22 protein-coding genes are annotated in these 24,028 nt (G+C 70.2%); 6 read left to right on the top strand and 16 right to left on the bottom strand.

The annotated features are described in order from the left end of the window. Nucleotides 1-14: 14 nt before the first annotated feature. The gene (locus OG504_RS38090) at nucleotides 15-761 is read right to left on the bottom strand and encodes a lysophospholipid acyltransferase family protein (RefSeq protein ID WP_405996545.1); all 747 of its coding nucleotides are present in this window, start codon (nucleotides 759-761) and stop codon (nucleotides 15-17) included. Nucleotides 762-953: 192 nt separating this feature from the next. On the opposite strand from OG504_RS38090, the gene OG504_RS38085 reads away from it, so the two are divergent. Further along, nucleotides 954-1,766 carry an alpha/beta hydrolase gene (locus OG504_RS38085; RefSeq protein ID WP_398994389.1) on the top strand — a complete coding sequence of 271 codons (813 nt, stop codon included), beginning with the start codon at nucleotides 954-956 and terminating at the stop codon, nucleotides 1,764-1,766. Next, entirely contained in the window at nucleotides 1,759-2,376 is a 618-nt protein-coding gene (locus tag OG504_RS38080) for a hypothetical protein (RefSeq protein ID WP_405993869.1), read from the top strand. The genes OG504_RS38085 and OG504_RS38080 overlap by 8 nt, the downstream gene beginning before the upstream one ends. Here the strand turns inward: OG504_RS38080 and OG504_RS38075 are convergent. The 6 genes from OG504_RS38075 to OG504_RS38050 form a co-directional block, all read right to left on the bottom strand. After that, nucleotides 2,373-3,119, bottom strand: a complete 747-nt coding sequence (locus tag OG504_RS38075; protein ID WP_405993868.1) for an endonuclease/exonuclease/phosphatase family protein — start codon at nucleotides 3,117-3,119, stop codon at nucleotides 2,373-2,375. The two genes, OG504_RS38080 and OG504_RS38075, sit on opposite strands and share 4 nt — an antisense overlap. 214 nt (nucleotides 3,120-3,333) lie before the next feature. Beyond that, nucleotides 3,334-4,287, bottom strand: a complete 954-nt coding sequence (locus tag OG504_RS38070) for an ROK family glucokinase (protein WP_366435771.1) — start codon at nucleotides 4,285-4,287, stop codon at nucleotides 3,334-3,336. 174 nt (nucleotides 4,288-4,461) lie between these two features. Further along, nucleotides 4,462-4,959, bottom strand: a complete 498-nt coding sequence (locus OG504_RS38065) for a DUF5304 domain-containing protein (RefSeq protein WP_405993867.1) — start codon at nucleotides 4,957-4,959, stop codon at nucleotides 4,462-4,464. 81 nt (nucleotides 4,960-5,040) lie between these two features. Continuing rightward, a complete protein-coding gene (locus tag OG504_RS38060) occupies nucleotides 5,041-6,213 on the bottom strand; it encodes an ArsA family ATPase (protein WP_405993866.1) in 1,173 nt (390 codons plus the stop codon). A gap of 570 nt (nucleotides 6,214-6,783) precedes the next feature. Continuing rightward, on the bottom strand, nucleotides 6,784-7,260 hold the full coding sequence (locus OG504_RS38055) for an SRPBCC family protein (protein ID WP_405993865.1): 477 nt from the start codon (nucleotides 7,258-7,260) through the stop codon (nucleotides 6,784-6,786). A 127-nt stretch (nucleotides 7,261-7,387) separates the two neighbouring features. Further along, a complete protein-coding gene (locus OG504_RS38050; RefSeq protein ID WP_405996544.1) occupies nucleotides 7,388-8,143 on the bottom strand; it encodes a metallophosphoesterase in 756 nt (251 codons plus the stop codon). A 338-nt stretch (nucleotides 8,144-8,481) separates the two neighbouring features. Between OG504_RS38050 and OG504_RS38045 the strand changes: the two genes are divergently transcribed. Then, nucleotides 8,482-10,278, top strand: coding sequence for an AMP-dependent synthetase/ligase (locus OG504_RS38045; protein ID WP_405993864.1), 1,797 nt, complete (start codon nucleotides 8,482-8,484; stop codon nucleotides 10,276-10,278). 22 nt (nucleotides 10,279-10,300) lie between these two features. Here the strand turns inward: OG504_RS38045 and OG504_RS38040 are convergent, their stop codons facing one another. Both OG504_RS38040 and OG504_RS38035 read right to left on the bottom strand, forming a co-directional pair. After that, entirely contained in the window at nucleotides 10,301-11,887 is a 1,587-nt protein-coding gene (locus OG504_RS38040; protein ID WP_405996543.1) for a GMC oxidoreductase, read from the bottom strand. 962 nt (nucleotides 11,888-12,849) lie between these two features. Next, nucleotides 12,850-13,992, bottom strand: a complete 1,143-nt coding sequence (locus OG504_RS38035) for a glycosyltransferase family 4 protein (protein WP_405993863.1) — start codon at nucleotides 13,990-13,992, stop codon at nucleotides 12,850-12,852. A 142-nt stretch (nucleotides 13,993-14,134) separates the two neighbouring features. On the opposite strand from OG504_RS38035, the gene OG504_RS38030 reads away from it, so the two are divergent. Next, nucleotides 14,135-15,370, top strand: a complete 1,236-nt coding sequence (locus OG504_RS38030; RefSeq protein WP_405993862.1) for a glycosyltransferase 87 family protein — start codon at nucleotides 14,135-14,137, stop codon at nucleotides 15,368-15,370. Between the two features lie 17 nt (nucleotides 15,371-15,387). On the opposite strand, the gene OG504_RS38025 is transcribed toward OG504_RS38030, so the two are convergent. The 5 genes from OG504_RS38025 to OG504_RS38005 form a co-directional block, all read right to left on the bottom strand. After that, nucleotides 15,388-16,545 carry a hypothetical protein gene (locus OG504_RS38025; RefSeq protein WP_405996542.1) on the bottom strand — a complete coding sequence of 386 codons (1,158 nt, stop codon included), beginning with the start codon at nucleotides 16,543-16,545 and terminating at the stop codon, nucleotides 15,388-15,390. A 63-nt stretch (nucleotides 16,546-16,608) separates the two neighbouring features. Next, on the bottom strand, nucleotides 16,609-17,631 hold the full coding sequence (locus tag OG504_RS38020) for an NlpC/P60 family protein (protein ID WP_405993861.1): 1,023 nt from the start codon (nucleotides 17,629-17,631) through the stop codon (nucleotides 16,609-16,611). Nucleotides 17,632-17,873: 242 nt separating this feature from the next. Beyond that, the gene (locus OG504_RS38015; protein WP_405993860.1) at nucleotides 17,874-18,908 is read right to left on the bottom strand and encodes an NlpC/P60 family protein; all 1,035 of its coding nucleotides are present in this window, start codon (nucleotides 18,906-18,908) and stop codon (nucleotides 17,874-17,876) included. A gap of 210 nt (nucleotides 18,909-19,118) precedes the next feature. Then, a complete protein-coding gene (locus OG504_RS38010; protein ID WP_405993859.1) occupies nucleotides 19,119-20,462 on the bottom strand; it encodes an NYN domain-containing protein in 1,344 nt (447 codons plus the stop codon). A gap of 38 nt (nucleotides 20,463-20,500) precedes the next feature. Beyond that, on the bottom strand, nucleotides 20,501-20,740 hold the full coding sequence (locus OG504_RS38005; protein ID WP_033284410.1) for a hypothetical protein: 240 nt from the start codon (nucleotides 20,738-20,740) through the stop codon (nucleotides 20,501-20,503). 159 nt (nucleotides 20,741-20,899) lie between these two features. Between OG504_RS38005 and OG504_RS38000 the strand changes: the two genes are divergently transcribed. Both OG504_RS38000 and OG504_RS37995 read left to right on the top strand, forming a co-directional pair. After that, nucleotides 20,900-21,634 (top strand): rhomboid family intramembrane serine protease, encoded by a 735-nt coding sequence (locus tag OG504_RS38000; RefSeq protein ID WP_405993858.1) that lies wholly within the window; start codon nucleotides 20,900-20,902, stop codon nucleotides 21,632-21,634. Continuing rightward, nucleotides 21,631-21,912, top strand: coding sequence for an Lrp/AsnC family transcriptional regulator (locus OG504_RS37995; protein ID WP_019062383.1), 282 nt, complete (start codon nucleotides 21,631-21,633; stop codon nucleotides 21,910-21,912). Before OG504_RS38000 ends, OG504_RS37995 begins: the two co-directional genes overlap by 4 nt. Here OG504_RS37995 and OG504_RS37990 read toward each other — a convergent pair. Together OG504_RS37990 and OG504_RS37985 are read right to left on the bottom strand one after the other, a co-directional pair. Further along, a complete protein-coding gene (locus tag OG504_RS37990; protein WP_405993857.1) occupies nucleotides 21,909-22,628 on the bottom strand; it encodes a hypothetical protein in 720 nt (239 codons plus the stop codon). The two genes, OG504_RS37995 and OG504_RS37990, sit on opposite strands and share 4 nt — an antisense overlap. A gap of 10 nt (nucleotides 22,629-22,638) precedes the next feature. Next, a complete protein-coding gene (locus tag OG504_RS37985; protein WP_405993856.1) occupies nucleotides 22,639-24,000 on the bottom strand; it encodes an aminotransferase class V-fold PLP-dependent enzyme in 1,362 nt (453 codons plus the stop codon). Between the last annotated feature and the right edge of the window lie 28 nt (nucleotides 24,001-24,028).

The raw sequence follows: 24,028 nt of genomic DNA, 5'->3' as shown, positions 1-24,028 counted from the left end.
AGACTCCGGCCCGCCTATGGGCTGGTCTGTTCCTTCTCCGTCTGCGCGAGCGCGGCCTTGGCCGCCTTGTCCGCTTCCTTGTCGGCCTTCGCCGCCTCCGCGATCTGCCGCTTGGCGGCGGTCGCGTAGATGTCGACGTACTCCTGGCCGGAGAGCTTCATGATCTCGTACATGACCTCGTCGGTCACCGCGCGGAGGACGAAACGGTCGTGCTCCATGCCGTTGTACCGGCTGAAGTCGAGCGGCCTGCCGATCCGGATGCCCGGGCGCATCAGCTTCGGCATGACCTTGCCGGGCGGCTGGATCTTCTCCGTGTCGATCATCGCGACCGGGATCACCGGAGCGCCGCTGGCGAGCGCCACGCGCGCGAGGCCGCCGGGCTTGCCCCGGTAGAGCCGGCCGTCCGGGGAGCGCGTGCCCTCCGGATAGATACCGAACAGTTCGCCGCGCTCCAGGACGTCTATGCCGCTCTTGATCGCGGCCTCGCCCGCCCCGCGCGCACCGGAACGGTCCACGGGGAGCTGCCCCACGCCCTTGAAGAACGCGGCCGTCAGCTTGCCCTTCACCCCGGGGGTCGTGAAGTACTCGGCCTTCGCGATGAAGGTCACTTTGCGGTCCAGGACCGCGGGCAGGAAGAACGAGTCCGAGAACGAGAGGTGATTGCTCGCCAGGATGGCGGCACCCTCGTCCGGAATGTTCTCCAGGCCCTCCACCCAGGGCCGGAAGGCGACCTTCAGCGGTCCCCCGATGGCGACCTTCATCGTGCCGTACAACAACCGAGTGCCTCCCGTTTCCGTCGATCAGACCTTAACCCGGAGCGCTGTCAAAGGACCCGACGACCCTGGTCGGTGTCAGTGCGGTCGCGTACGGTTAACCGCACCTGGACTTGTTCAGACCCCTCTCATGAACACGCGTCTCACCACCACGCCCTTCTCATGAACAGGAGACCGAAGGTGCCGGTCCTCCCCGGAGCCGAGCCGTACCGCCACGAGGGCGGGGAGGTCGGAGTGCTCCTCTGCCACGGCTTCACCGGTTCCCCGCAGTCGCTGCGCCCCTGGGCGGAGCATCTGGCCGAGCGCGGCCTCACCGTGTCGCTGCCGCTGCTGCCCGGGCACGGCACGCGCTGGGAGGACATGCAGCTCACCGGCTGGCAGGACTGGTACGCGGAGGTGGACCGCGAGCTGCGCGCCCTGCGCGAGCGCTGCTCGCAGGTCTTCGTCGCGGGCCTGTCCATGGGCGGCGCGCTGGCCCTGCGGCTGGCCGCGAAGCACGGTGACGAGATCAGCGGTGTCGTGGTCGTCAACCCCGGTATCAAGGTGCACGGCCTCGCGGCGTACGCCCTTCCGGTGGCCCGCCATCTGGTGCGGACGGCGCCGGGTATCGCCAGCGACATCGCGAAGGAGGGCAGCGAGGAGGTCGGGTACGACAAGGTGCCGCTGCACTCGGCGCACTCCCTGCGTATTTTCTTCCGGCTGGTCGACAGCGAACTCCCGCAGGTCACCCAGCCGCTCCTGCTGCTGCACAGCCCGCAGGACCATGTCGTTCCGCCGGCCGACTCGGCTCGTGTCCTCAGCCGGGTTTCCTCCACCGACGTGACGGAGATCCTGCTGGAACAGAGCTACCACGTCGCGACGTTGGACCACGACGCGGACCGGATTTTCGAGGAGAGCTTCGCGTTCATCGGCCGGCTCGCACCCAGTGCCGGCAAGCAGGTGTCCGACACGGGCCGGGTGAGCGAGCAGGAAGGGACGGCCACAGGTGGCTGAGCACGACTCCGACCGCGAGGGCCTCGAACCGGACGAGCAGGGCGTCCCGTTCGACGAGGAGGCCGCGTGGGCCGCGATCGTCGCCGGGTACGGCGAGGAGCCCAAGGATCCGCCGGGCGCCAAGCCGTTCAAGTCGATCGAGGACCTGGCGCTGCTCGATCCCGAGAAGAACGACGAGCAGCCCAAGGCCAGGTCCAAGGAGCAGGACCAGGACAGAGCCGGGGGCGAGGACACCGGTACGGAGGAGCCGCCCGCGCCCGCCAAGCCGCTGGGCAGCTCGGTCTCCTTCGCGCCCGGTGTCGGCGGACCCCGTGACTTCACCTCGCCGGACTCCTCCGAGGAGGACTTCGACGAGGACGACGAGGGCCACTTCGTACCGCCGGAGCCGCCGCCGCTGCCGGATGCCGACACCACGGCCAAGTTCGCCTGGCTCGGGGTGATCGGCGGCCCGATCCTGTTGCTGCTGGCGGTGCTGCTCAGCTGGGACATGACCTGGTGGCTGGCGACCATCGGGATCGGCGGGTTCCTGGGCGGATTCGGCACGTTGGTGATGCGGATGCGGACGGACGAGGAGGACGGGGACGACCCCGGACGCGGGGCCGTCGTCTAGCTCGCGGGGATTCTGAGGGCGGCCAGGACCGGGAAGTGGTCCGTGGCCGCCCTCAAGTCCGTCTCCGTGACTCCTGGTTGGGCCGAGGGCACCCCGCAGCCCAGCACCTCGATGCCCTGTGTCGCGAAGATCGCGTCGATGCGCTGGAAGGGGTTGCCGGGGGTCCAGGTGTGCTCCTCGCCCCAGGGGGCGGTGGCCCAGCAGTCCTGGAGTTCCTTGGCCAGGCGGCCGAAAGTCCGGCCGTCGGGGCGGTCGTTGAGGTCGCCGCCCGCGATCACGTGGTCCACGCCCATTCCGGCCAGCCGGTCGAGCAGCATGCCGGCCTGTTCGTAGCGTTCGTCCTGGCGGAGGCTGAGGTGACAGCTGAGGACGCCCAAGCGGGTGCCGCCGATCCGTACGACCGCGGTGGCGAAGCCGCGTCTGAACTGGCCCGGGGTGAGGGGCAGTAGTACGTCTTCCGTGCGCTCGACCGTTGCCCGGAGTGAGCACAGGAGGGCCGGGCCGGCTGCGGTGCCTCCGCCGGAGAGGACCACGAGGTCTGAGGCGGAGGCCAGGCGGGCCAGCTTTTTGCGCCAGCGGAAGAAGAGGGGGGCCTCTTGGATCAGGACGAGGTCCGGGGCGCAGGCCCTGATCACGCGGGCCAGGGCGGCTGTGTCGTCGCGCATCGAGCGGATGTTGTAGCTCAGGACGCGGATGACTGCCGAACCGTCGGGTTCGGTGCGGGAGTTGGGGAGCGGCGCCATGTGGATCAATCTACGCCTGAGAGATCGGGGCGCGGGGTACGTGGGCGACTGCCGGTCGTGCGTGGCTGGTCGCGGCCGCGCGGCGGAGCCGCAAATGTGACGGCCCCGCGCCCCTAAAAGCAAAAGCGGGGCGCGAGGTTCGTGGGCGACTGCCGGTCGTATGTGGCTGGTCGCGCCGTTCCCCGCGCCCCTGAGGTGGGCACCGTCGTACGTGTTACATGATCGGGTCCGGCTCCCTGGCCAGGTCTGCCGCGCCTACCATCCCCGCCTTGTTGCCGAGCTGGGCCGCGATCACGTCGGCGACCGGGCGCCAGTTGCCGCCTACCAGCCAGCGTTTGTAGGACTTGCGGATCGGGTCGAGGACGAGCTCGCCCTCGTCGGAGAGGCCGCCGCCGACGATGAAGGCGGAGGGGTCGAAGAGGGAGGCGAGGTCGGCGAGGCCGGCGCCGGCCCAGCGGGCGAGTTCGCGGTAGGAGTCGACGGCGACCGGGTCGCCCTGGCGGGCGGCCATGGAGATGTGCTTGCCCTCGATGCCTTCGGGGGTGCCGTCGCCGAGCGAGAGGAGCACCTCCGCGGACTCGGGGGTCGCGTTGGCGCGCTGCTTGGCGTAGCGCACGAGGGCGCGGCCCGACGCGTACTGCTCCCAGCAGCCCTGTGAGCCGCAGCCGCACAGCAGGCCGTCCGGCACCATGCGGATGTGGCCGAACTCGGCGGCCACCCCGAAGTGTCCGCGGCGCAGCTTGTTGCCGATGATGATGCCGCCGCCGAGGCCGGTGCCGAGCGTGATGCAGATGACGTTGCGGTGGCCCTTGCCGGCACCGAACTTGTACTCGCCCCAGGCCGCGGCGTTCGCGTCGTTCTCCACGACGACGGGGAGGCCCACGCGGGCCTCGACCTTCTCCTTCAGCGGCTCCTGGCGCCAGTCGATGTTCGGCGCGAAGTAGACCGTGGAGCGCTGACGGTTGACGTATCCGGCGGCACCGATGCCCACGCCGACGATCTCGTGCCCGGCGCGCGCTCCGTCGACTGCGGCGGCGATGGCGTCCACGATGCCCTCGGGCGTACCCGGGGTCGGCACCTTGTGGGTCGAGAGGATGTTGCCTTCCTCGTCGACCACCCCGGCCGCGATCTTGGTGCCGCCGATATCGACGCCGATGGTGAGTCCCATGAATCCCTCAGTTTCGGTCGAGCCCCGCTACGGCCCACCGTACCCGAGGGCCTGCCGTCGGAATCGCGTCGTTGGCCCGCTGGGCGGGCCCTGCGGGCTCTGACGGCGGTGAGGGAAGTGCGCACCAGAGCCCACACGACGGACGCGAATCCGCCGGCGGGCCCTCAGGGACTTCTAGTCCAGGTCGATGCGCTCCCCCGGGCCGGAGTCGTCTCCCCGGTCGCGGCGGTCGTTCCTCAGGTCCTTCAGCTCGCTGTCGCGGGCCGTCCAGCGCTGCTCCTGGGCCTGGACCGCCGAGCGGTACGCGGCGAGGAGTTCGTTTCCGGCCGCCGCGAGGTGGTCGAAGACGTCCGGGTTGCGTTCGATGACGGGCTCGACGGCGGCCTTGGCCTGCTGGACGACCTGCTTCACCACCTGCTGGGCGGCCGGTCCCGCGACCTGGCCGAGCAGCGGGGACTGGAGGCCGGACAGCTTGTCCGCGACGGTGTCGACGAGCTTGCGCAGTTCCTCGGCGGCCGAGACCGGCGGCTGGCCGTTCTGGGTGCGGCGGCGGGCCTTCTCCGCCGCCAGGTCTTCGGCGGCCGCCGTCGCCCAGGCGTCGGCGTCGGTCGCCCGCACCTCGTCGAGCGCCTCGTCCTTGCGGGCGTCTGACGGGGGGAGCTCTTCGCTCATGACGGACTCCTGACTACGGTTCGTCTCTACGACGTTACCCGAATGGGCGTACGTGCTTCACGGCTCCGCACGCACCAATACTCATCTTCCCTGCGGCCACAGGTCCGGGTCCGGGGCGAACCGGATGCGCAGTTCGCCCTCCCGCAGGGCCGCGCCGGCCACCGTGCAGCGGCGCAGGGCCGACGGCAGCGGCACGATACGGCGGAACCGGCCGACGGTGACGACGAGTTCGTCGCCGCGCCGGACCAGGTCCAGTTCGTCCCGTATCGCGCCGGGCAGCGGAATGCCCCAGACCAGCACACCGTCCTCGGCCAGCCGGTCGGTCACCGGCCACTCGACCGTGGAACCGGCCGCGTCGACACCGGGCACGGCGAGCGCGGTGAGGTCGTCGGTGCCGCGGGGGTCGTGGCCGAGGTGCGGAACGTGCCGGACCTCGTCGTACGTCCCATGCCACTCGTCCAGGGTCTTGCGCTGCTGCGCGTTGAGGCCGGCCAGCCAGGTGTCCTCGACGGACTCGGGCAGCACCCGGTTGGCGACCAGCACGTCGGGGCGCAGGCCGCGCAGGGCGAGCGCGAGACCGGCCGCGCGGACGGCTTCGGCGCCGGCCGGTCCGGGCTCCGCGACCAGTCGTACGGTTGTGTTCCGGTCGGCGAGAACCGCTTCCACGGCGGCCAGTTCGACGTCCCAGCGGCCTGCCGTGTCGTAGAGCCACTCGGACGGCATCGGGACGCCGGCGAGGCGGCCGAGGACCGGGCGGAGGGCGCGGGCCGCTTGGCGCTCCGCTGGGAGGAGGCGGCGGAGGTAGCGGCGGAGTTCCTCGGGGAGGGCGAGGAGGGCGAGCGCGTGGGGGGTCGGCGGGAGGTCTACGACGAGGAGGCCGTAGGCCTCGGACAGGGCCGCGTCCCTGAGGGCGCGGAGGAGGGCCAGTTCCTCGGCGCCGGGGAGGGGGGTCACCTCTTCTGCGTCCAGGCGGGCCGCGCCGAGGAGTTCGAGGGCGGTGGAGGCGCGGTCCTGGAAGGCGGTGAGGTCCGCGCGGAAGGATTCCGTGGCATCGGGGCGCCATGCCGTGAGGTTCTCGGCGGCTTGCACGGGGGCCGCTCCCGTCACCACGCCCAGGGCGGCGCCTAGGGTGTCGCCGCGGTCTGCACCGAGGAGGAGTGTCCGGGTGCCGGTGCCTGCGGCGGCTTGTGCGGTGGCTGCGGCGATGGTGCTGCGGCCGCTGCCGCCTGGGCCGGTGATCAGGATGGTACGCATATGAGTGAACGGTAGTCGCTGCGCGGGGGTTGAGCGCCGCTGCCGGGGGCTCCGCCCCCGAACCCCCATCGGCCCTGAAGGGGCCTCGTCCTCAAACGCCGGACGGGCTGGGTACTGCCCGCCTGCGTCAGAAAGGCACCGGACGGGCTGGATGCGCCGACCCGTCCCAGAAACGCACCGCAAGACTGGACATAGCCGACCCACGTCAGAGAGGCACCGCACAGACTGCATGGCGCCGACCTGCATCGGAAAGACACCACACGGCCTGGATAGTGCGGGCCTCCACCAGAAAGACACCGGACGGACTGGATGCGCCGGCCCGCGTCAGGAAGGCACCGGACGGACTGGATAGTGCCGACCTGCGTCAGACAGCACCGCACGGACCGGATAACCCGGCCCGCGTCAGAAAAGCATCGCGTGTACCAAATCGCGCCGACCCGCGTCAGGAAAGCACCGCACGTACCAAATTGCGTAGACCCACGTCAGAAAGGCGCCGCACGGACCAGATGGCGCCGGCCGGTCCAGGCACCGCACGGGCCAAGAACCCCCGCCGGCGCCGAAAAGGCCCGCCTACTTCTCGCCCGTCTCCACCGGTGTCTCCACCGGCGGCTCTCCCGACTCCACCCGCTTCTTCAACCCCGCCAGCGCCCGGTCGATGATGACCTTCTCGGCCTTGCGCTTGATCATGCCGAGCATGGGGATCTTGACGTCCACCGTGAGGAGGTAGGTGACCTCCGTGGCGCCCGCGCCCGAAGGCTTGAGGAGGTAGGAGCCGTCCAGGGAGCGCAGCATCTGGGACTTGACGAGGGTCCAGGAGACCTCGTTGTCGCCGGTCCAGGTGTAGGCCAGGGTCTGGTCGTCCTTGATCGCGCCGGCGTCCATGACGAGACGGACCTGTTCGGCGCGGCCTCGCTCGTCGGTCTTGAGGACGTCCGCTTCCTTCACCTCGCCGGTCCAGTCCGGGTAGCGGGCGAAGTCGGCGATCACTTCCATCACTTCGGCCGGTGCCGCCTCGATCGTGATGCTCGAACTGGTGTGTTCCGCCATCGCTGTGGCTCCTCCAGATGCGGACCGGCAGGGCGTCGTCGTCGTGCGCGTGTGCGTGCAGCGTGAAGGCTACCGCGCGGTCGACCGCCCCACTTCACCCCCTACCTGCGGACATCGAGGGGGACGGTCACCATTCCAGCGCCCACGGCTTGCCGCTCCCCGCGAAGTGCCCCACGTTCACACACTCGGTCGCCCCGATCCGCATCCGGCGCACCAACGGCTGGTGAACGTGCCCGAACAGTGAATAGCGGGGTCTGGTACGGCGGATGGCGTCCAGGAGGGCGCGGCTGCCGCGTTCGAAGCGGCGCGCGACGGTGTCGTAGACCAGCTCGGGGACCTCGGGCGGGATGTGGGTGCACAAGACGTCCACCTCGCCCACCGCCTCGATCTTGGCGGCGTACTCCTCGTCGCTGATCTCGTACGGCGTGCGCATGGGGGTGCGGAGGCCGCCGCCGATGAAGCCGAAGGTCCAGCCGCCGATCTCCACGCGTTCGCCGTCGAGCACCGTGGTTCCGGGGGCGGCGTACTCGGGCCACAGGGTCGGCATGTCGACGTTGCCGTAGGTGGCGTACGTCGGGGTGGGGAAGGCGGCGAACATCTCGGCGTACTGTTTGCGGACCGCCTTCTCGATCAGGGCCGCCCGGTCGCCGCCGACGCCGGACCAGAGGCGGGCGCCCAGTTCCCGGGCCTCCTCGAAGCGGCGGGCCGTGCGCAGCTCGACCAGGCGGTCGGCGTTCTCCTCGCCGAAGAGCTCGGGGAAGATCCCGCGCGCGTGGTCGGCGTAGTCGAGGAAGAGGACCAGGTCGCCCAGGCAGATCAGGGCGTCGGCACCCTCGCCGGATCTGGCCAGGTCACGGGCGTTGCCGTGCACGTCGCTGACCACATGGATGCGCGTCCCGGAGTTACCGGCCGGTGTGGGTGCCATGACGATCAAGCGTAGGCGTGTGCGGCAAACGTGAACAGTGGCGGCGGACCTTGCGGTTACTGGCCAGTTAAGAAAGGCGTGGACTACTGTGCGCGAGGAAACACCAATCTGTGTGACGCAGCGAACATCTCGCCGGACCCCCCTGTCGTAGGACCCATACCGGCGGGTAACGTCCGGGCAGTCCAGTCGTGCTCAGGATTTCAATCATCCGGTCCTGACGCACCTGCCCGAGCCTTGGACCGGACCGTCGCATCACACAACGTCGTGGCGCCGGCGCCCTATGAGGAGCAGCAGTCTTGCGCGAGTTCAGCCTTCCGGCTTTGTACGAGGTCCCTGCGGACGGCAATCTGACCGACATCGTCCGCAGAAACGCCGCGCAGCACCCAGATGTCGCCGTGATCGCCCGCAAGGCGAACGGCGGCTGGCAGGACGTGACCGCCACGGTCTTCCTCGCCGAGGTGCACGCCGCCGCCAAGGGGCTCATCGCCTCCGGCGTCCAGCCCGGCGACCGGGTCGGCCTGATGTCCCGCACGCGGTACGAGTGGACGCTGCTCGACTTCGCGATCTGGTGCGCGGGCGCGATCACCGTGCCGGTGTACGAGACCAGCTCGCCGGAGCAGGTGCAGTGGATCCTCTCCGACTCGGGCGCCACCGCCGTCATCGTGGAGCAGGACGGGCACGCGGCCACCGTCGAGTCGGTGCGTGCGCAGCTGCCCGCGCTCAAGCACGTGTGGCAGATCGACGCCGGCGCGATCGACGAGCTGGACCGCGCGGGCAAGGACGTCACCGACGCGACCGTCGAGGAGCGCAGCTCGCTGGCGAAGGCCGACGACCCGGCGACCATCGTGTACACCTCCGGTACTACGGGTCGACCCAAGGGCTGTGTGCTCACCCACCGCAGCTTCTTCGCGGAGTGCGGCAACATCGTGGAGCGGCTGCGCCCGCTGTTCCGCACCGGTGAGTGCTCGGTGCTGCTGTTCCTGCCGCTGGCGCACGTCTTCGGGCGGCTGGTGCAGATCGCGCCGATGATGGCGCCGATCAAGCTCGGCCTGGTCCCGGACATCAAGAACCTCACCGACGAACTCGCCTCGTTCCGGCCGACGTTGATCCTCGGCGTGCCGCGTGTCTTCGAGAAGGTCTACAACTCGGCGCGCGCCAAGGCGCAGGCGGACGGCAAGGGCAAGATCTTCGACAAGGCGGCCGACACCGCGATCGCGTACAGCCGCGCGCTGGACACACCGTCGGGTCCGTCCCTCGGCCTGAAGATCAAGTACAAGACGTTCGACAAGCTCGTCTACAGCAAGCTGCGCGCGGTGCTCGGCGGCAAGGGCGAGTACGCGATCTCCGGCGGCGCCCCGCTGGGCGAGCGGCTCGGTCACTTCTTCCGGGGCATCGGCTTCACGGTCCTTGAGGGCTACGGCCTGACCGAGTCCTGCGCGGCCACCGCGTTCAACCCCTGGGACCGGACGAAGATCGGCACGGTCGGCCAGCCGCTGCCCGGCTCGGTCGTGCGCATCGCGGACGACGGCGAGGTGCTGCTGCACGGCGAGCACCTGTTCAAGGGCTACTGGAACAACGAGGCCGCTACGGCCGAGGCGCTGGCCGACGGCTGGTTCCACACAGGGGACATCGGCACCCTGGACGAGGACGGCTACCTCAGCATCACGGGCCGCAAGAAGGAGATCATCGTCACCGCGGGCGGCAAGAACGTCGCCCCGGCCGTGATCGAGGACCGCATCCGCGCGCACGCGCTGGTCGCGGAGTGCATGGTCGTCGGCGACGGGCGGCCCTTCGTGGGCGCGCTGATCACGGTCGACGACGAGTTCCTGGGCCGGTGGGCTGCCGAGCACGGCAAGCCGGCGGGTTCCACCGCGGCGTCGCTGCGTGACGACCCGGATCTGGTGCAGGCGATCCAGGACGCGGTCGACGACGGCAACGCCGCGGTGTCGAAGGCGGAATCGGTGCGGAAGTTCCGCATTCTGTCCTCCCAGTTCACGGAGGAGTCGGGCCACCTGACGCCGTCCCTGAAGCTCAAGCGCAATGTGGTGGCCAAGGACTACGCGGACGAGATCGAGGCCATCTACCAGAAGTAGCGGGCCCGGTACGGAAGTTGGCCTATGACGCGGTGTCCTCGGCGAGGACCCGCGTCATCGTCCTTTCCGCGAGCGCGGTGATCGTCACGAACGGGTTGACCCCGATCGAGCCGGGCACCAGCGAGCCGTCGGTGATGTACAGCTTCGAATACCCCTTCACCCGGCCGTAGTTGTCGGTCGCCTGGCCCAACACGCAGCCGCCGAGCGGGTGGTAGCAGAAGTCGTCGGCGAACACCTTGTTGGCCGTGCCGAACAGGTCGTACCGGTAGATCGTCCCGTTCGCCGCGTTGATCCGGTCGAACAGCTTCTTCGCCATGGCGACCGAGACCGCGCTCTGCGCCGCGGTCCAGCCGAGTTTCACCGTGCCGGAGGCGGAGTCGTACGTGAACGACGCCCGCTGCGGATTCTTGGTGATCGCCAGATACAGGCTGATCCAGTGCTCGATGCCCATCGGCAGCGGGGCGATCTCCGCGAAGACGGGGTTGTCGGTGTTGGCCCAGTCGTCGATGCCCATGACCGGCATCGTCGACTCGTTGGCGCCGACGGTGTCCCAGACGTGGTTGGCGCGTCCGACCATCGTGTTGCCATTGGTCCCCCAGCCCGCCCCGACGCTCGCGTTGAGGGCCGGGAGGGTGCCCGTGTCCCTTGCGCGGACGAGGAGTTCGGTGGTGCCGAGGCTGCCGCCGCCGAGGAACAGATAGGTGCAGCTGTACTGCTTGGTCTCGACGACCGCGCCGGTGTCGTCGATCCGGTCGACGGTCAGGACGTACGACCCGTCGCTCGCCCGCGTGACCCCCTTCACCTTCTCCATGGTGTGGATGGTGACCTTGCCGGTGCCGAGCGCGGAGGCGAGGTAGGTCTTGTCGAGGCTCTTCTTGCCGTAGTTGTTGCCGTAGATCACCTCGGCGGCGAGCGCGGACTTGGTGGCGGTGCCGGCGGCCTCCTTCTGCATGTAGCCGAAGTCGTAGACGTTGGGCACGAAGGTGGTCTTCAGGCCGGCGGTGGTGGCTGCCTTCCGTGAGGTGCGGGTGAACTGGTACCACTCCGTCGACTCGAACCAGGTCGGGTCGACGGTGTTGACGCCGAGCATGGTGCGGGCGCGCGGGAAGTACGTGCTGTACATCTCGGTGGCGTCGACGGTGGGGAACTGCTCGGTGAAGTACGACTGGAGCGGGGTGACGGCCATGCCGCCGTTGACCAGCGAGCCCCCGCCGACGCCACGTCCCACGTACACGGACATGTTGTCGTAGTGCACGCGGTCCAGGACGCCGGGGTACAGGCCGATGTCCTTGTTGACGATGTCGAGCCACAGGAAGGTGGCGAGCGGGGCCTCGGTGCGGGTCTTGAACCACATGGAGCGCTGGTCCGGGGCGGAGGTGGAGCAGAAGATCTTGCCGTCCGCGCCCGCCGTGTTCCAGAGCCTGCCCATCTCCAGGACGAGGGTGGTGATACCGGCCTGCCCGAGCCGGAGGGCGGCGACCGCCCCGCCGTAACCGGACCCGACGACGATCGCCGGGGCGGTCTGGACGGCGGCGGGTTCGACGGCCTGCGCGGACTGCAGACCGATACGGGTGAGACCTGCGGTGGCCGCGGTCTGGAGGGCGATCATGCCCAGGATTTGACGTCTCGTCAGCTGATGCTGCGTCAGTTTTGCTGTCATGCGCGCAGCATGTGCGGATTATTGGGTTCCGCCAAGGGGCTGCGGCGGTTTTGGGGCGGCGGGGGTGCCGGGTGAGGTGGTCGGGTGGGTGCGGGTGAGGTGGTGGCTGGTCGCGCAGTTCCTATCGCCCCTGAAAAGCAGGGGGTTCTCCCAGCGGCCGCGCTGGACTTGGGTCGCGGTCCGGGGTGCGAGGTGGTCTGGTCGGGCGGCTACCGGTCGTGGGGGCTTGTCGCGCAGTTCCCCGCGCCCCTAGAAAACACGGGGTTCGTCAAGTAGCCGCGCTGGGCTCGGGGCGCCAACTGGGGTGCCACGTGAGCTATTTCGGGCGGCTACCGGTCGTGGGGGCTTGTCGCGCAGTTCCCCGCGCCCCTAGAAAACACGGGGTTCGTCAAGTAGCCGCGCTGGGCTCGGGGCGCCAACTGGGGTGCCACGTGAGCTATTTCGGGCGGCTACCGGTCGTGGGGGCTTGTCGCGCAGTTCCCCGCGCCCCTGAAATGCCGGGGGGTTTCGCCACGCGGCCGCGCTGATCTTTGGCCGGCTGCGGGGCACGCTCACCTGGCACCCAGAAACCGACCCGCCCGCACAGTGGAACCCCCTGCTTTCAGGGGCGCGGGGAACGGCGCGACCAGCTACACACAACCCGCAGCCGGGCGAACCCCGTGTCTTTAGGGGCGCGGGGAACGGCGCGACAAGCCACACACAACCCGCAGCCGCCCAACTAGACCACCTGGCACCCCGGCTGGCGCCCCGAGCCCAGCACGGCCGCCGGGCGAACCCCGTGCTTTTAGGGGCGCGAGGAACTGCGCGACCAGCCCCCACCCAGCCGCACCCGCACCCGCCCGCCCAGACCACCTCGCACCCCGGACCGCGCCCCAAGCCCAGCGCATATCAACACGGCCCCGCACCCACCCCTAGAACAGCTCCTTCAGCCGCTCCGCGAGCAGATCCCACCGCCACCTCTCCTCGACCCACTGCCGCCCCCGCTCACCCATGTTCTGGCGGAGCTCCGGGTCTCCGAGGAGCGCGATGATGCGATCGGCGGCGTCCTCCGGGGAGCCGCCGCGGACGACCCACCCGGTCTCGCCGTCGAGGACGGCGTCGGGCGCACCGCCGGAGTCGCCGGCGACGACGGGCAGGCCGGTGGCGGACGCCTCCAGGTAGACGATGCCGAGGCCCTCGACGTCGAGGCCGCCGCGCCGGGTACGGCAGGGCATCGCGAAGACGTCACCGGCGCCGTAGTGCGCGGGCAGTTCGGACCAGGGGACGGCCCCCGTGAAGCGCACGGAGTCGGTGACACCGGTCTCGCGGGCGAGGCGCCGGAGGTCCTTCTCGTACGGGCCGCCCCCCACGATCAGGAGCACGGCCTCCGGCTCGCGGGCCAGGATCCGCGGCATCGCCAGGATCAGCGTGTCCTGCCCCTTGCGCGGCACCAGTCGCGAGACACAGACGACCACCGGTCGGTCGGTCAGCCCGAGGCGGGACCGGACCTCGGCGCCACCCGAACCCGGATGGAAGACCTTCTCGTCGACGCCGGGCGGGAGTTGGACCATCCGCGCGGCCGCGGCCGGGCTCAGCGCGGCGGCGATCCGCGAGCGCGTGTACTCCCCGAGGTAGGTGATCGTGTCGGTGGACTCCCCGATGCGGTGCAGGAGTTGACGCGAGGCGGGCAGCTGCGCCCAGCCGGCCTCGTGCCCGTGGGTCGTGGCGACCAGCCGTTCCGCGCCCGCCTTCCGCAACGCCGGCGCCATCAGCCCGAGTGGCGCCGCCGCCCCGAACCACACCGCTGTACACCCGTGTTCACGCAGCAGCCCGACGGCCCTGCGGGTCGCCGCGGGCGTCGGCAGCAGCATGGTCGTGGCGTCCCGTACGACGGTGAACGGCTGCTCGGCGTCGAACGCGGCCGTCGCCTCGGCGCCCTCACGCCCGCGCTTCCACGTCGAGGCGTACACGACGAGCCGCTCGGGCTCCAGCCGTAGCGCCATGTTGTGCAGAAAAGCCTGGATGCCACCGGGCCGGGGCGGAAAGTCATTGGTCACGATCAGGGTCTTGCGCACGCGGCAGACCCTACCGGCCCTACCGGACGACGACTCACAGGCCGGCACGGCCGCGCTTCATGGCCATCGCACAGCAGATCGGGAGAACATGTGCCCCACATCCGCAGGCACGGCACGGAACAGGCACGGAACAGGGGCTCAGGTGGAGATCGCGGGCGCGGGACGGCGGCTGGCGCCGCTGCTGGGAACCTGGGGCCTGACCCGAGTCGTACTCCTGCTGTTCGTCTTCAAGGTGCTCGTGTTCCCGGGCCCGGACGTCACCACCGACGTGTCGGTGATCTACCAGGGCTGGTACGAGACACTCCGCCACGGCGGCTTCCCGCTGGACGACGTCACCTGGCAGTACCCGCCCGCCGCCGCCCTCCCGATCCTCTCCCCCGCCCTGTTGGGCTTCCTGGACTACGCGTCGGCGTTCTTCGTCCTCGCCTGCCTCGCCGACCTGACCGTCCTGGCCCTGCTCCTGTACACGGGCCTGCGCCCCGGCCGCACCCTCCGCGGCGCCTGGGTCTGGATCGCGGGCGTCCCGCTCCTCGGCCCGACCGTGTACGCGCGCTACGACGTGATGGTGACCGCGGTCGCCGTGGCAGCCCTGCTCGCGGGCACCCGCCACCCCCGCGTGATGGGAGCGCTGGCCGGCTTCGGAGCGCTCCTCAAGGTCTGGCCGGCGCTGCTCCTGCTGGGCGCGGTCAAGCGCCGCGCGTGGGGAGCGGCGGCGGTGACGGTAGTGGCGATCGCGTCCCTCTTCGCGGTGTCGATGCCGGGCGCGTTCGCCTTCCTGAACTTCCAGCGCAACCGGGGCACGGAGGTGGAGTCCCTGGGCTCGCTGGTCTTCCACGTGGCCCGGCACTTCGGCTGGCAGGGTCAAGTCCTCCTGAACTACGGCTCGGTGGAGTTCGTCGGCCCCTACGTCAACTGGGTCAGCACGGCCGCCCTGGGCCTCACCGCGATGGCCTTCGGCTGGATCGTGCTCTGGCGCCTGATGGCGGCCCGCTTCCTCCCCCACACCCTCGCGGACGCGGCCTTCGTGGCGGTCCTGATGTTCACGGTCACCAGCCGGGTGATCAGCCCCCAGTACGTCGTCTGGCTGATCGGCCTCGCGGCCGTCTGCTCCTGCTTCCGAGCCAGCCGCATGAAACTCCCGGTCACCCTGGTCCTCACGGCCGCCTTCGTCACGGTCCTGGAGTTCCCGATCTGGTTCGCCCACGTGGTCGCCGGCGACGCCCTGGGCGTAGCCCTCCTGATCGTCCGCAACGGCCTGCTGATCGCAGCGACCCTCATCGCCGCCCGGGAGCTGTGGCGGGCGTCAGTCACCTGGGCGGACGTACCACCACTGCCCAGTCAGGCAACGCGATCGAAGGCGACTTCGGCGTCGTCCTGAGCCAAGCCCCGTTCGGATCAGCCCAGTTGACCCTTGAGATACTCCCGCCACTCCCCCGTGAAGTCCCCCAACGTCACCCCGAGGACACTCCTCAACGCGTCCTCCACCGCCCCCGGCCGCTTCTTGTGGGCGCCAACTGCCCGGTAGAACTTGCCCAGTTGGTCGACCCCCCACCGATCCTCGATCATCCGGCAGGCCATCCACCCGCCCTCGTAGGCCTGCGCGAGCTTCGTCGGGTCGCTGTTGAAGCCGAAGTCCTTGTCGGTGGGGAGGGCGGTCGGGAGGTCGCCGTCCTCGACCGCGCGGTACAGCTCCGGGGCGGCCTGGGTGGGGGTGCGGCCGGTGCCTCGGTAGCCGATCCAGTCGGCGTAGCCCTCCGAGAGCCAGAGGGGGGTGGCGGGGGTGGTGTGGGCGCGGGTCGCGACGTGGGTCGTCTCGTGGGTCAGGACCACCTGCTTGCCCATCGAGCCCAGGAGCGCGTACGCCTCCGGGTTGACGATGATCCGGTCCGCGGGCGCGTTGCCCGAGCCGCCCGCCTCGCCCGTCGTCACCGCGGCGATGCCCCGGTAGGAGGCCGCCGGTGAGCCCAGGAGGGCCGCCATGCCGTCCAGGGAGCCGGGGACGAGCACGACGACGTGCCGGGTCCAGTCCGTGCCCCACGCGGCCGACACGGCCGGTACGGCGTGGTCAGCGAGGGAGCGGTAGTCGCGGAGGGTGGCAGCGTCCTGGCCGACGCCCATGACCAGGCTGTGCGCGCCCTCGACGACGCTCACCTTTCCCTGGTCCCAGAGTTGCCGGCCGGACTTCTTCGCGGGCCTGTCCGAGGCGACGTACCACTGCGCGTCGGCGGTGAGGCGGAGCGTGAGGGTGCGGCCGACGGTGACGGGTGAGGTGTCGTAGCCCTTGACCTTGTAGCTCAGTTCGGCGTCGGCGGTCGCGGTGGCGCCGCTGCGGTGCAGGGCGGTCAGGCGGTAGGACCAGGAGGCGAAGGGGACGGCGCTCAGGTTCTCGTACGCGGTGCGCGCGCCGGTCCTCGTGTACGCCGTCTCGTCGTGGTGCAGGACCGCCGCGGACCGGCGGTCGAGGAGGCTCTGGACCTCCGCCTTCGCGCTGTTCGCCGCCGGCTGTCCGCCGCACCCCACCAGCGAACCGAGCAGCAGACACAGCGCGAGCACTCCGGAGCGCGACGCCCGCCTACGACCAGTCACTTCCCGATCGTACGACCCTTTCGGGCGGGTTCAGACCCTCGTGACCGACGAGATGGGCATCATGCCGACCGGGTCGTAGCGGACGGGCGCGCCGGGGTAGGGGGCGTGGATGACCTGGCCGTTGCCGACGTACATGCCGACATGGCTTGCGTCGGAGCGGTAGACGACCAGGTCGCCGGGCTGGGCCTGGGAGAGCGGGATCCGGTGGCCGGCGTAGCGCTGTTCCTGCGAGGTGCGCGGGAGGTGGACGCCCGCGTGGGCGTACGACCACTGCATCAGGCCGGAGCAGTCGAAGCCGCCGGGGCCGTTGGCGCCCCAGACGTACGGCTTGCCGAGGGCCGACCGGGCGGCGGCCACGGCGGCTGCGGCGCGGCCCGAGGACGGGACGCCGGCGCCGAGGTCGGGGATGTCCTCGCGGGTGGAGCGGGAGGCCCGGTCGAAGGAGGCGCGGTCGGCGAGGGGCATCTGGTTGAGGAGTTGCCGGGCCTTGGCGAGTTTCCGTTCGACGGTCTTCTTGTGGGTGGCGACGGCCTTGCGGCTGCGCTCCAGTTCGGCGAGGTGTCCGGCGGCCTCGGTGCGTTCCTGGGCGAGTTCGCGCATGGCCTCCTGGAGGTCCTTGAGCTGGCCCGCCTGCTGGGTGGTGATGCGGTCGAGGACGGAGGCCTTGTCGAGGTAGTCGGCCGGGTCGTCGGAGAACAGCAGCGCGACGGTGGGGTCGATGCCGCCGGAGCGGTACTGGGCGCCGGCGAGTGAACCCAGCGCGTCCCGCATGGTGTTGATGCGCTGCTGCTGCCGGGCGATGCGGTCCTGGGCGTTGCTCACCTGCCGGTGCAGCTGCCCGGCGCTCTCGTCGGCCTTGTCGTAGGCCTCGGTCGCCTGCTCCGCCTCGTGGTAGAGCCGGTCCACCTCGGCCTTGGAGTCGTCGTGCGGCGCGGCCACGGCGGAGGTGGCCGGCATGGCCCCGAGGGCGGCGGCAGCCGCGCTCAAGACGCAGACCGCGGCACTGGCGCCTCGGTCGAACCCGGACGGTGCAAGGCGACGACGGGATCCCACGGGAAGCCGCACTTCCTTCCGCTGGCGGACACGGACCGCTCCCCCGGTGCGGGGAAACGCGCCAGACAGTAGCTCTGTGAAGGGGTGCGGGCCAAAGACCGCCGCGGGCACACAACGTGACGCCCCGCCTATGACGCAGGTCATCGGCGGGGCGCGGGGTCAGCCTGGTGTGTCGCAATTCGCCCGTTCGGGCGGTGCACAAGGGCCGGAGAACGACCGGAGGGGAACCGGACGAGAACGGATCAGATCCGGACGCCGAACTCGAAGGTCATGTTGCTGATCGCCTCGTAGCGGACCACGGCACCGGTGTGCGGGGCGTGCAGCACCTGGCCGTTGCCCGCGTAGAGGCCGACGTGGTGGAAGTCGCCGTAGAAGATGACCAGGTCGCCGACCTTGAGGTCGCTCTGGCTGTAGATCCGGGTGCCGGCGTTCGCCTGCGCCTCGGAGGTGCGGGGTATGGAGACACCCGCCTGCGCGTAGGCCCAGGAGGTCAGGCCGGAGCAGTCGAAGGAGGACGGGCCGGAGGCGCCGTAGACGTACGGCGAGCCGATCACGGACTGGGCGGCGGCGAAGGCGGAGGCGGCGCGGCCGGAGGCGGAACCGGTGCTGCCGAGGTTCACCCGCGAGCTGGAACGGTTGGCGGCCTGCGCCTGCTCCTGGTCCAGCGCCGCCTTCTCCGCGGCGGTCAGGGTGTTGAGCAGCTTCTGGGCCGAGGCCAGCTTGGCCTTGACCTCGTCCTTCTTCTTCTTGAGCTCGGTGCGGGTGGCGGAGAGGTCCTTGAGCTTGCTGCTCGCCTCCGCGCGCTCCTGGGCGAGTTCGCGCTGCTTGCCCTGGATCTTCGTGAGCGCCTCGACCTGCTGACTGCTCAACTGGTCCATCGTGGACGCCTTGTCGAGGTAGTCGTCCGGGTTCGAGGACAGGAACAGCTGGATCGAGGGGTCGATGCCCCCGGTGCGGTACTGGGCGCTCGCCATCGTGCCGAGGCCGTCCCGGAGCTTGTTGAGCTCCTCCTGGCCGCGGGCGACGTTGTCCTGGATGGTGGAGATCTCCTTCTGGAGCTTCTCCTGCTTCTCCTGCGCCCCGTCGAGCTTCTCGGTGGCCTGCTCGGCCTGCTCGTAGAGGGCGTCGACCTTCGCCTTGACCTCGTCCTTGCTGGGCTTCTCGCTCGGCGCGGCATTCGCGGCCTGAGCGCTGAAGGCAACGGCGGCTGCGGCTGCGGTGGTCAGCACAGTCACACGCGTGCGGCTCGGCTGCTTCGGTCGACGATGGGACGCCACGGAGTCGAGCTCCTTCTATTGAGTGATCACCCGTTCGGAGGTTCGAGGCCTGACCCTAGTGATGTTTCTGTGATCAGTTCAAATCCTCACACGAAAAAATGCTGTCACTCAAAGCATTCTTTGCACATAACCAACGTGCAGTGATGGCCGATTGACGCTACGTTGCGTGACGGTTCGGTCAATTCCGGCATTAAACCTGTACGTTGACGTTCACGACAGTCGCTTGAGGAGTACCGCAGAAGCGACGGGCCGGGCGCCCGCCTTCGCGATGCCGTCGGCCACCTCGCGGTCGGTCGACGCGACGATCACCGGCCGGCCGGGCGGCTCGGCGCGCACCAGCTGGCGGATCAACTCGTCGGCGGTGACGCCCGGTTTGGAGAACAGCACCCGCACTCCGCGCGGCGGCGCGAGCAGCACGGGCACGGCCAGCTCGGCCCCGTCGAAGACACAGGTGACCTCGGCGCCGGTCTGCGCGGCGAGCTGCGAGAGCTGCCCCAGCAGCCTCAACCGCTGCTTCTCCAGGGGCATTTGGGGATAGCCGGTCTTGGTGACGTTGTAGCCGTCGACGACCAGGTGGGCCTGCGGCAGCGCGAGCAACTGGTCGAGGATCGCGGGGTCGTTGTCCGACAGCGCCCGCGCCGCGATGTCTTTCGGGGTCATTCGTCCCGGTTCGACCGCGTCGACGGTCTCGGCGGGCCGGACGGACACCGGCGGCAACGCCAACTCGCGGCGCAGCCCCTGGGCCGCGTCCAGCACGGTGTCGAGCAGCAGCCGTACGCGCATGTCCTCGACGCTGCGGCCCTCACGGGCGGCCTTGCGGGTGGCCTCCAGGGCCGCCTCCGCCTCACCGAGCCGTGCCTTGAGGCGCCGGCTCTCGCTCTCGGCGGCGGACACCTGGGCCTGGCTCTCGGCGCGCGCGGTGTCGGTCTCGGCGCGCAGCTTGCGCAGGGCGGCCTCGCCGCGCTTGACGTCACTGTGGGCGGCACGCAACTTACGGTGAAGCGATTCCGCTTCCTTCTTCGCCGCGTCCAGCTCGGTGCGCAGCCGCTCGGTGTCGGTCCGCGTCGCCTCCCGCGCCTGCGCCAACTCCTCGCGCAGCCGCTCCAGTTCGGCCCGGCTCTCCTCGTCGGCGCGCTCGGCGTCGGCGCGCAGCGCCTCCTCACCGGCGGCGGTCACGAGCTTCACCCAGCCGGTGGGGCGCAGAACATAGGCCGCGGCCGCCACGTCGAGCGGATCCGCGGCCGGGGGCGGCGAGCCGGAGTCGAGAGCTCCGGCGAGCTCCGCCTGGGCCTCTCTCAGCTTCTCCCCGATCCGCTGCCGGAACAGCGGATCGGTCTCCAGAGCGGCGGCCATCGCGTTCCCGGCGAACTTGGCGCGCCGGTTGGGGGCGAAGCGGGCGTACTGTCGTAGCTGCGCGGGCAGTTCGGCGACGGTGAGCCCACCGAAGCCGTCCGACACGATCTGTACGACTCTTCTCCGCACGCCGTCGGGCAGCGGGCGGTCGAGCACCTCGGCGGCGCCGTCGCCCGGCCCCCCGCCTGAGTTCTCCACCATCCCTCACACCCCAACCGTCTGTGCGGGGCCACTCCCTCTCAGGAGCCGGCGCCCGGCCTGTCCACGAGTTCCACCTGATCCACGGCGTTGCACCAGCGGCAGCGCACCGACTCGATGGTCTCACTGACCACCTCGCGCTCCTCCACCTTCGGCTCACCCGCCAGGTCCAGGTGGAGGTACTCCACGACCTTCGACGAGCGCGTCACGTCGAAGCGCGTGAGGTTGCCGCAGAGGGTGCAGCGCCACCGTGTGGAGCCGGTCGGCAGGGGAACCGTCATCGTGGCTGTCCGCTTCCTTCGTTCCAGTTTCCGTGATCGCCGGTTTCCCCGGCGAGTGTGGCTCGTAACCCTACGGCCTGGCGGGTACTCGCCGCTCGGCCGTCCACAGCGGCGATTCACCCTGTCCCGTTGCGTCCCGTTACGTCATGCTCTGTAGCCATGATCAGCAACTGGGGCTCGGCCCTCGGCAGGACGTTCCGCGGCACCTCGGCGCCCCTGACATACGCCCTGATCGGCCTGTGCTGCCTGATCTTCGTCCTCGGCCCGGCCTCGGGTTTCGTCCCGTCCTACGGCACCGGGGACGCGCTGCTCGCCGCCCAGCGGGCGTACTTCCGCCGCTGGGGGGTGGTTCCGGCCGACCTGTTCGGCCATCCGGCCCGGGAGGCCCTGACCCCGATCACGGCCCTCTTCATCCACGGCAGCTGGATCCATCTCCTCGGCAACATGCTCTTCCTCTACGTCTTCGGAGCGATGACCGAGGAACGGCTGGGCCGTGTGGAGTTCACCCTGTTCTACCTGGTCTGCGGTTACCTGGCGCTGCTGGGCTACGCGGTGGCCAACGCCGACTCCGAGCAGTCGCTGGTCGGCGCGTCCGGGGCGATCTCGGCGGTCCTCGGGGCGTTCCTGTACTTGTTCCCCCGGGCCCGCGTGACGAGTCTCCTCCCCTTCCTCTTCTTCCTGCCGCTGCGGTTCCCGGCCTGGGTCGTCCTGCCGTTCTGGGCGGCCCTCCAGTGGCTCGCGGCGGGCCAGGCGGCGCAGGGGCCGGGGGTGGCGTACCTCGCCCACCTGGTGGGCTTCACGCTGGGGTTCGGCTACGCGTGGGTGAGATTCGGTCGTACCACTAGAGTTGGGGCCGCCCCAGTAACGGTCCCCGAGGGAGAGAACCAGCCGTGATCACCGCGATCGTCCTCATCAAGACCAGCGTGGACCGGATTCCCGAGATCGCCGAGTCGATCGCCGCGCTCGAATCCGTGAGCGAGGTCTTCTCCGTCACCGGTACGTATGACTTGATCGCGATGGTGCGGGTGCGGCAGCACGAGGATCTGGCCGAGGTGATTCCTGGGCGGATCTCCAAGATCCCCGGGGTCGAGGGGACGGATACGCATGTGGCGTTCCGGACGTACTCCCAGCATGACCTGGAGGCTGCGTTCGCGATCGGGCTGGACTCCTAGCCGGCGCGCAGCCGCTTCCACAGGGTGACCAGCGCGCCCCAGTTCACGACCTCCCAGGCCGGTACCTCGGTGCGGTGCGGGTTGCCGTCTCCGTCCTTGCCCAGCAGCACAAGCCGGACGTCTCGTGGCCGCAGCCACCATGACGACGGCACGGGAAAGTCCGGCAGGTTGACGGCGGGATACGGCTCCCGCATCTCGGCCCAGCGGTACACCAGCAGCCCGCCCGGTACGAACACCCCGTGCGCGTCCGCCGTGAGCGGGCCGAAGGTGACCTGCCGGCCCTTCTCGATCCGGTCGAGCATCGCCGGTGCCTGGGCGGCGGCCACCCGCTTCCGGACGTGCTCGGCGGCGTACCGGATGCCCCGGTTCTCGAACGGCTCGGCGACCATCGGCCTCAGCTCGGTCCGCCGCTCGTCGAGCAGGAAGCCCTGTTCCGTCCCGTCGCCGAACCGCAGCAGGTGTCGATGGGCCAAGGTGTACCAAGCCCTGTCGTTCTGCTCGTTGCTGGTGACGATCACGTCGACGGTGGAGCGCCAGCGCGTCACGTCCGCCCAGCGACGGACCCGCACACCGGACCCGAGGACGAGCCCCTCCTCGTACAGGTAGACCCGCTTCCCGCCGAGGAGACGCGGCGCACGCCGCACGACCGCCTCGCCCAGCAGCTCGCCCAGGCCTTCGGCCGCCGCCGCTCCACTCACCCCAGGTGGAATCCCCACCCCTGGATGGTCACACGGCAGGCACGCAACGGCCGTCCTCCGTGCGGTAGTTCCACTTGGCGCCGTCGGTCACGAGCTCCCGTACGGCCGTGATGAAACGGTCCACGTGCTCGTCGGGAGTGCCCGCGCCGAAGCTCACGCGGATCGCGTTGAGGGACTTCTCGCCCGGCGCGGCCTCGGGGGCGCCGCACTCTCCCTGGGTCTGAGGGTCGGACCCCAGGAGGGTGCGGACGAGGGGGTGGGCGCAGAAGAGGCCGTCTCGGACTCCGATGCCGTACTCGGCGGAGAGGGCGGCGGCGAAGTGGGAGCTGTTCCAGCCGTCGACCACGAAGGAGATGACCCCGACTCGTGGGGCGTCGTCGCCGAACAGGGAGAGGACCTTGACCTCCGGGACCTCCGCCAAGCCCGCCCGTACCTTTTCGATCAGGTGCTGCTCTCGGGCCACCAGGGTGTCGAAGCCCGCCTCCGTGAGCGCCTTGCAGGCCGACGCGATGGAGTAGGCACCGATCACGTTGGGAGAGCCCGCTTCATGCCGCGCAGCGCTCTCGTGCCACTCCACGTCCACTCCCCCGTCCTCGCGCCGCGTGACCTTGCGGCTGGCGCCGCCACCCGCGAGGTAGGGGTCGGCCGCCTGGAGCCAGTCGGCGCGGCCGGCGAGGACGCCCGAGCCGAAGGGGGCGTAGAGCTTGTGGCCGGAGAAGGCGATCCAGTCGACGTCGAGGTCCTGGACGGACACCGGGTGATGCGGGGCGAGTTGGGCGGCGTCCAGGACGATACGGGCGCCGTGGGCGTGAGCCGCGGCGGCCAGTTCACGGACCGGCCACAGTTCGCCCGTGACGTTCGAAGCGCCGGTGACGCAGACCAGGGCCGGGCCCTGAGGGTCGCGGGCGGCAAGGGCCTGCTGCAGGGTGTCGACAGCCTGGCCCGGGGTGCGCGGGGCGTTGAGGTAGGTGACCCGGGCGTCCTTCCAGGGGAGCAGGGACGCGTGGTGCTCGGTCTCGAAGACGAAGACCTGGCAGTCGGCGGGGAGGGCCGCGGCGAGGAGGTTCAGGGAGTCCGTCGTGGAGCGGGTGAAGATCAGCTGGTCGTCGGGGCGGCAGTCCAGGAACTCCTCGACCGTCCTGCGTGCGTTCTCGAACAGGTCGGTGGAGAGCTGCGAGAGGTAGCCGGCGCCTCGGTGCACGCTGCCGTAGTACGGGGCGTAGGCCGCCACGTCGTCCCAGACGCGCTGGAGGGCGGGGGCGCTGGCCGCGTAGTCGAGCGCCGCGTAGGTGACTTCGCCGCCCGTGACGAGCGGGACGGTGACATCCCGGCCGAGAACGGGCAGCGGTGCACAAATGGTCTGGGTGGCGGCAACGGTGGAGACAGACATGGCGAACTCCCGTGAGAGGCAGGCGAAT

Source organism: Streptomyces sp. NBC_00986 (genome assembly GCF_045162565.1).
GTDB lineage: Bacteria > Actinomycetota > Actinomycetes > Streptomycetales > Streptomycetaceae > Streptomyces.
This window is presented reverse-complemented; position numbering and strand designations above follow the sequence as displayed.

Coding starts and splice junctions, on each gene's coding strand:
- OG504_RS38090 (WP_405996545.1), bottom strand. CDS start 761: ATGAAGGTCGCCATCGGGGGACCGCTGAAGGTCGCCTTCCGGCCCTGG.
- OG504_RS37985 (WP_405993856.1), bottom strand. CDS start 24,000: ATGTCTGTCTCCACCGTTGCCGCCACCCAGACCATTTGTGCACCGCTG.
- OG504_RS38005 (WP_033284410.1), bottom strand. CDS start 20,740: ATGACGGTTCCCCTGCCGACCGGCTCCACACGGTGGCGCTGCACCCTC.
- OG504_RS38055 (WP_405993865.1), bottom strand. CDS start 7,260: ATGGCGGAACACACCAGTTCGAGCATCACGATCGAGGCGGCACCGGCC.
- OG504_RS38065 (WP_405993867.1), bottom strand. CDS start 4,959: ATGAGCGAAGAGCTCCCCCCGTCAGACGCCCGCAAGGACGAGGCGCTC.
- OG504_RS38040 (WP_405996543.1), bottom strand. CDS start 11,887: ATGATCGCCCTCCAGACCGCGGCCACCGCAGGTCTCACCCGTATCGGT.
- OG504_RS38000 (WP_405993858.1), top strand. CDS start 20,900: ATGATCAGCAACTGGGGCTCGGCCCTCGGCAGGACGTTCCGCGGCACC.
- OG504_RS38010 (WP_405993859.1), bottom strand. CDS start 20,462: ATGGTGGAGAACTCAGGCGGGGGGCCGGGCGACGGCGCCGCCGAGGTG.
- OG504_RS38075 (WP_405993868.1), bottom strand. CDS start 3,119: ATGGCGCCGCTCCCCAACTCCCGCACCGAACCCGACGGTTCGGCAGTC.
- OG504_RS38070 (WP_366435771.1), bottom strand. CDS start 4,287: ATGGGACTCACCATCGGCGTCGATATCGGCGGCACCAAGATCGCGGCC.
- OG504_RS38060 (WP_405993866.1), bottom strand. CDS start 6,213: ATGCGTACCATCCTGATCACCGGCCCAGGCGGCAGCGGCCGCAGCACC.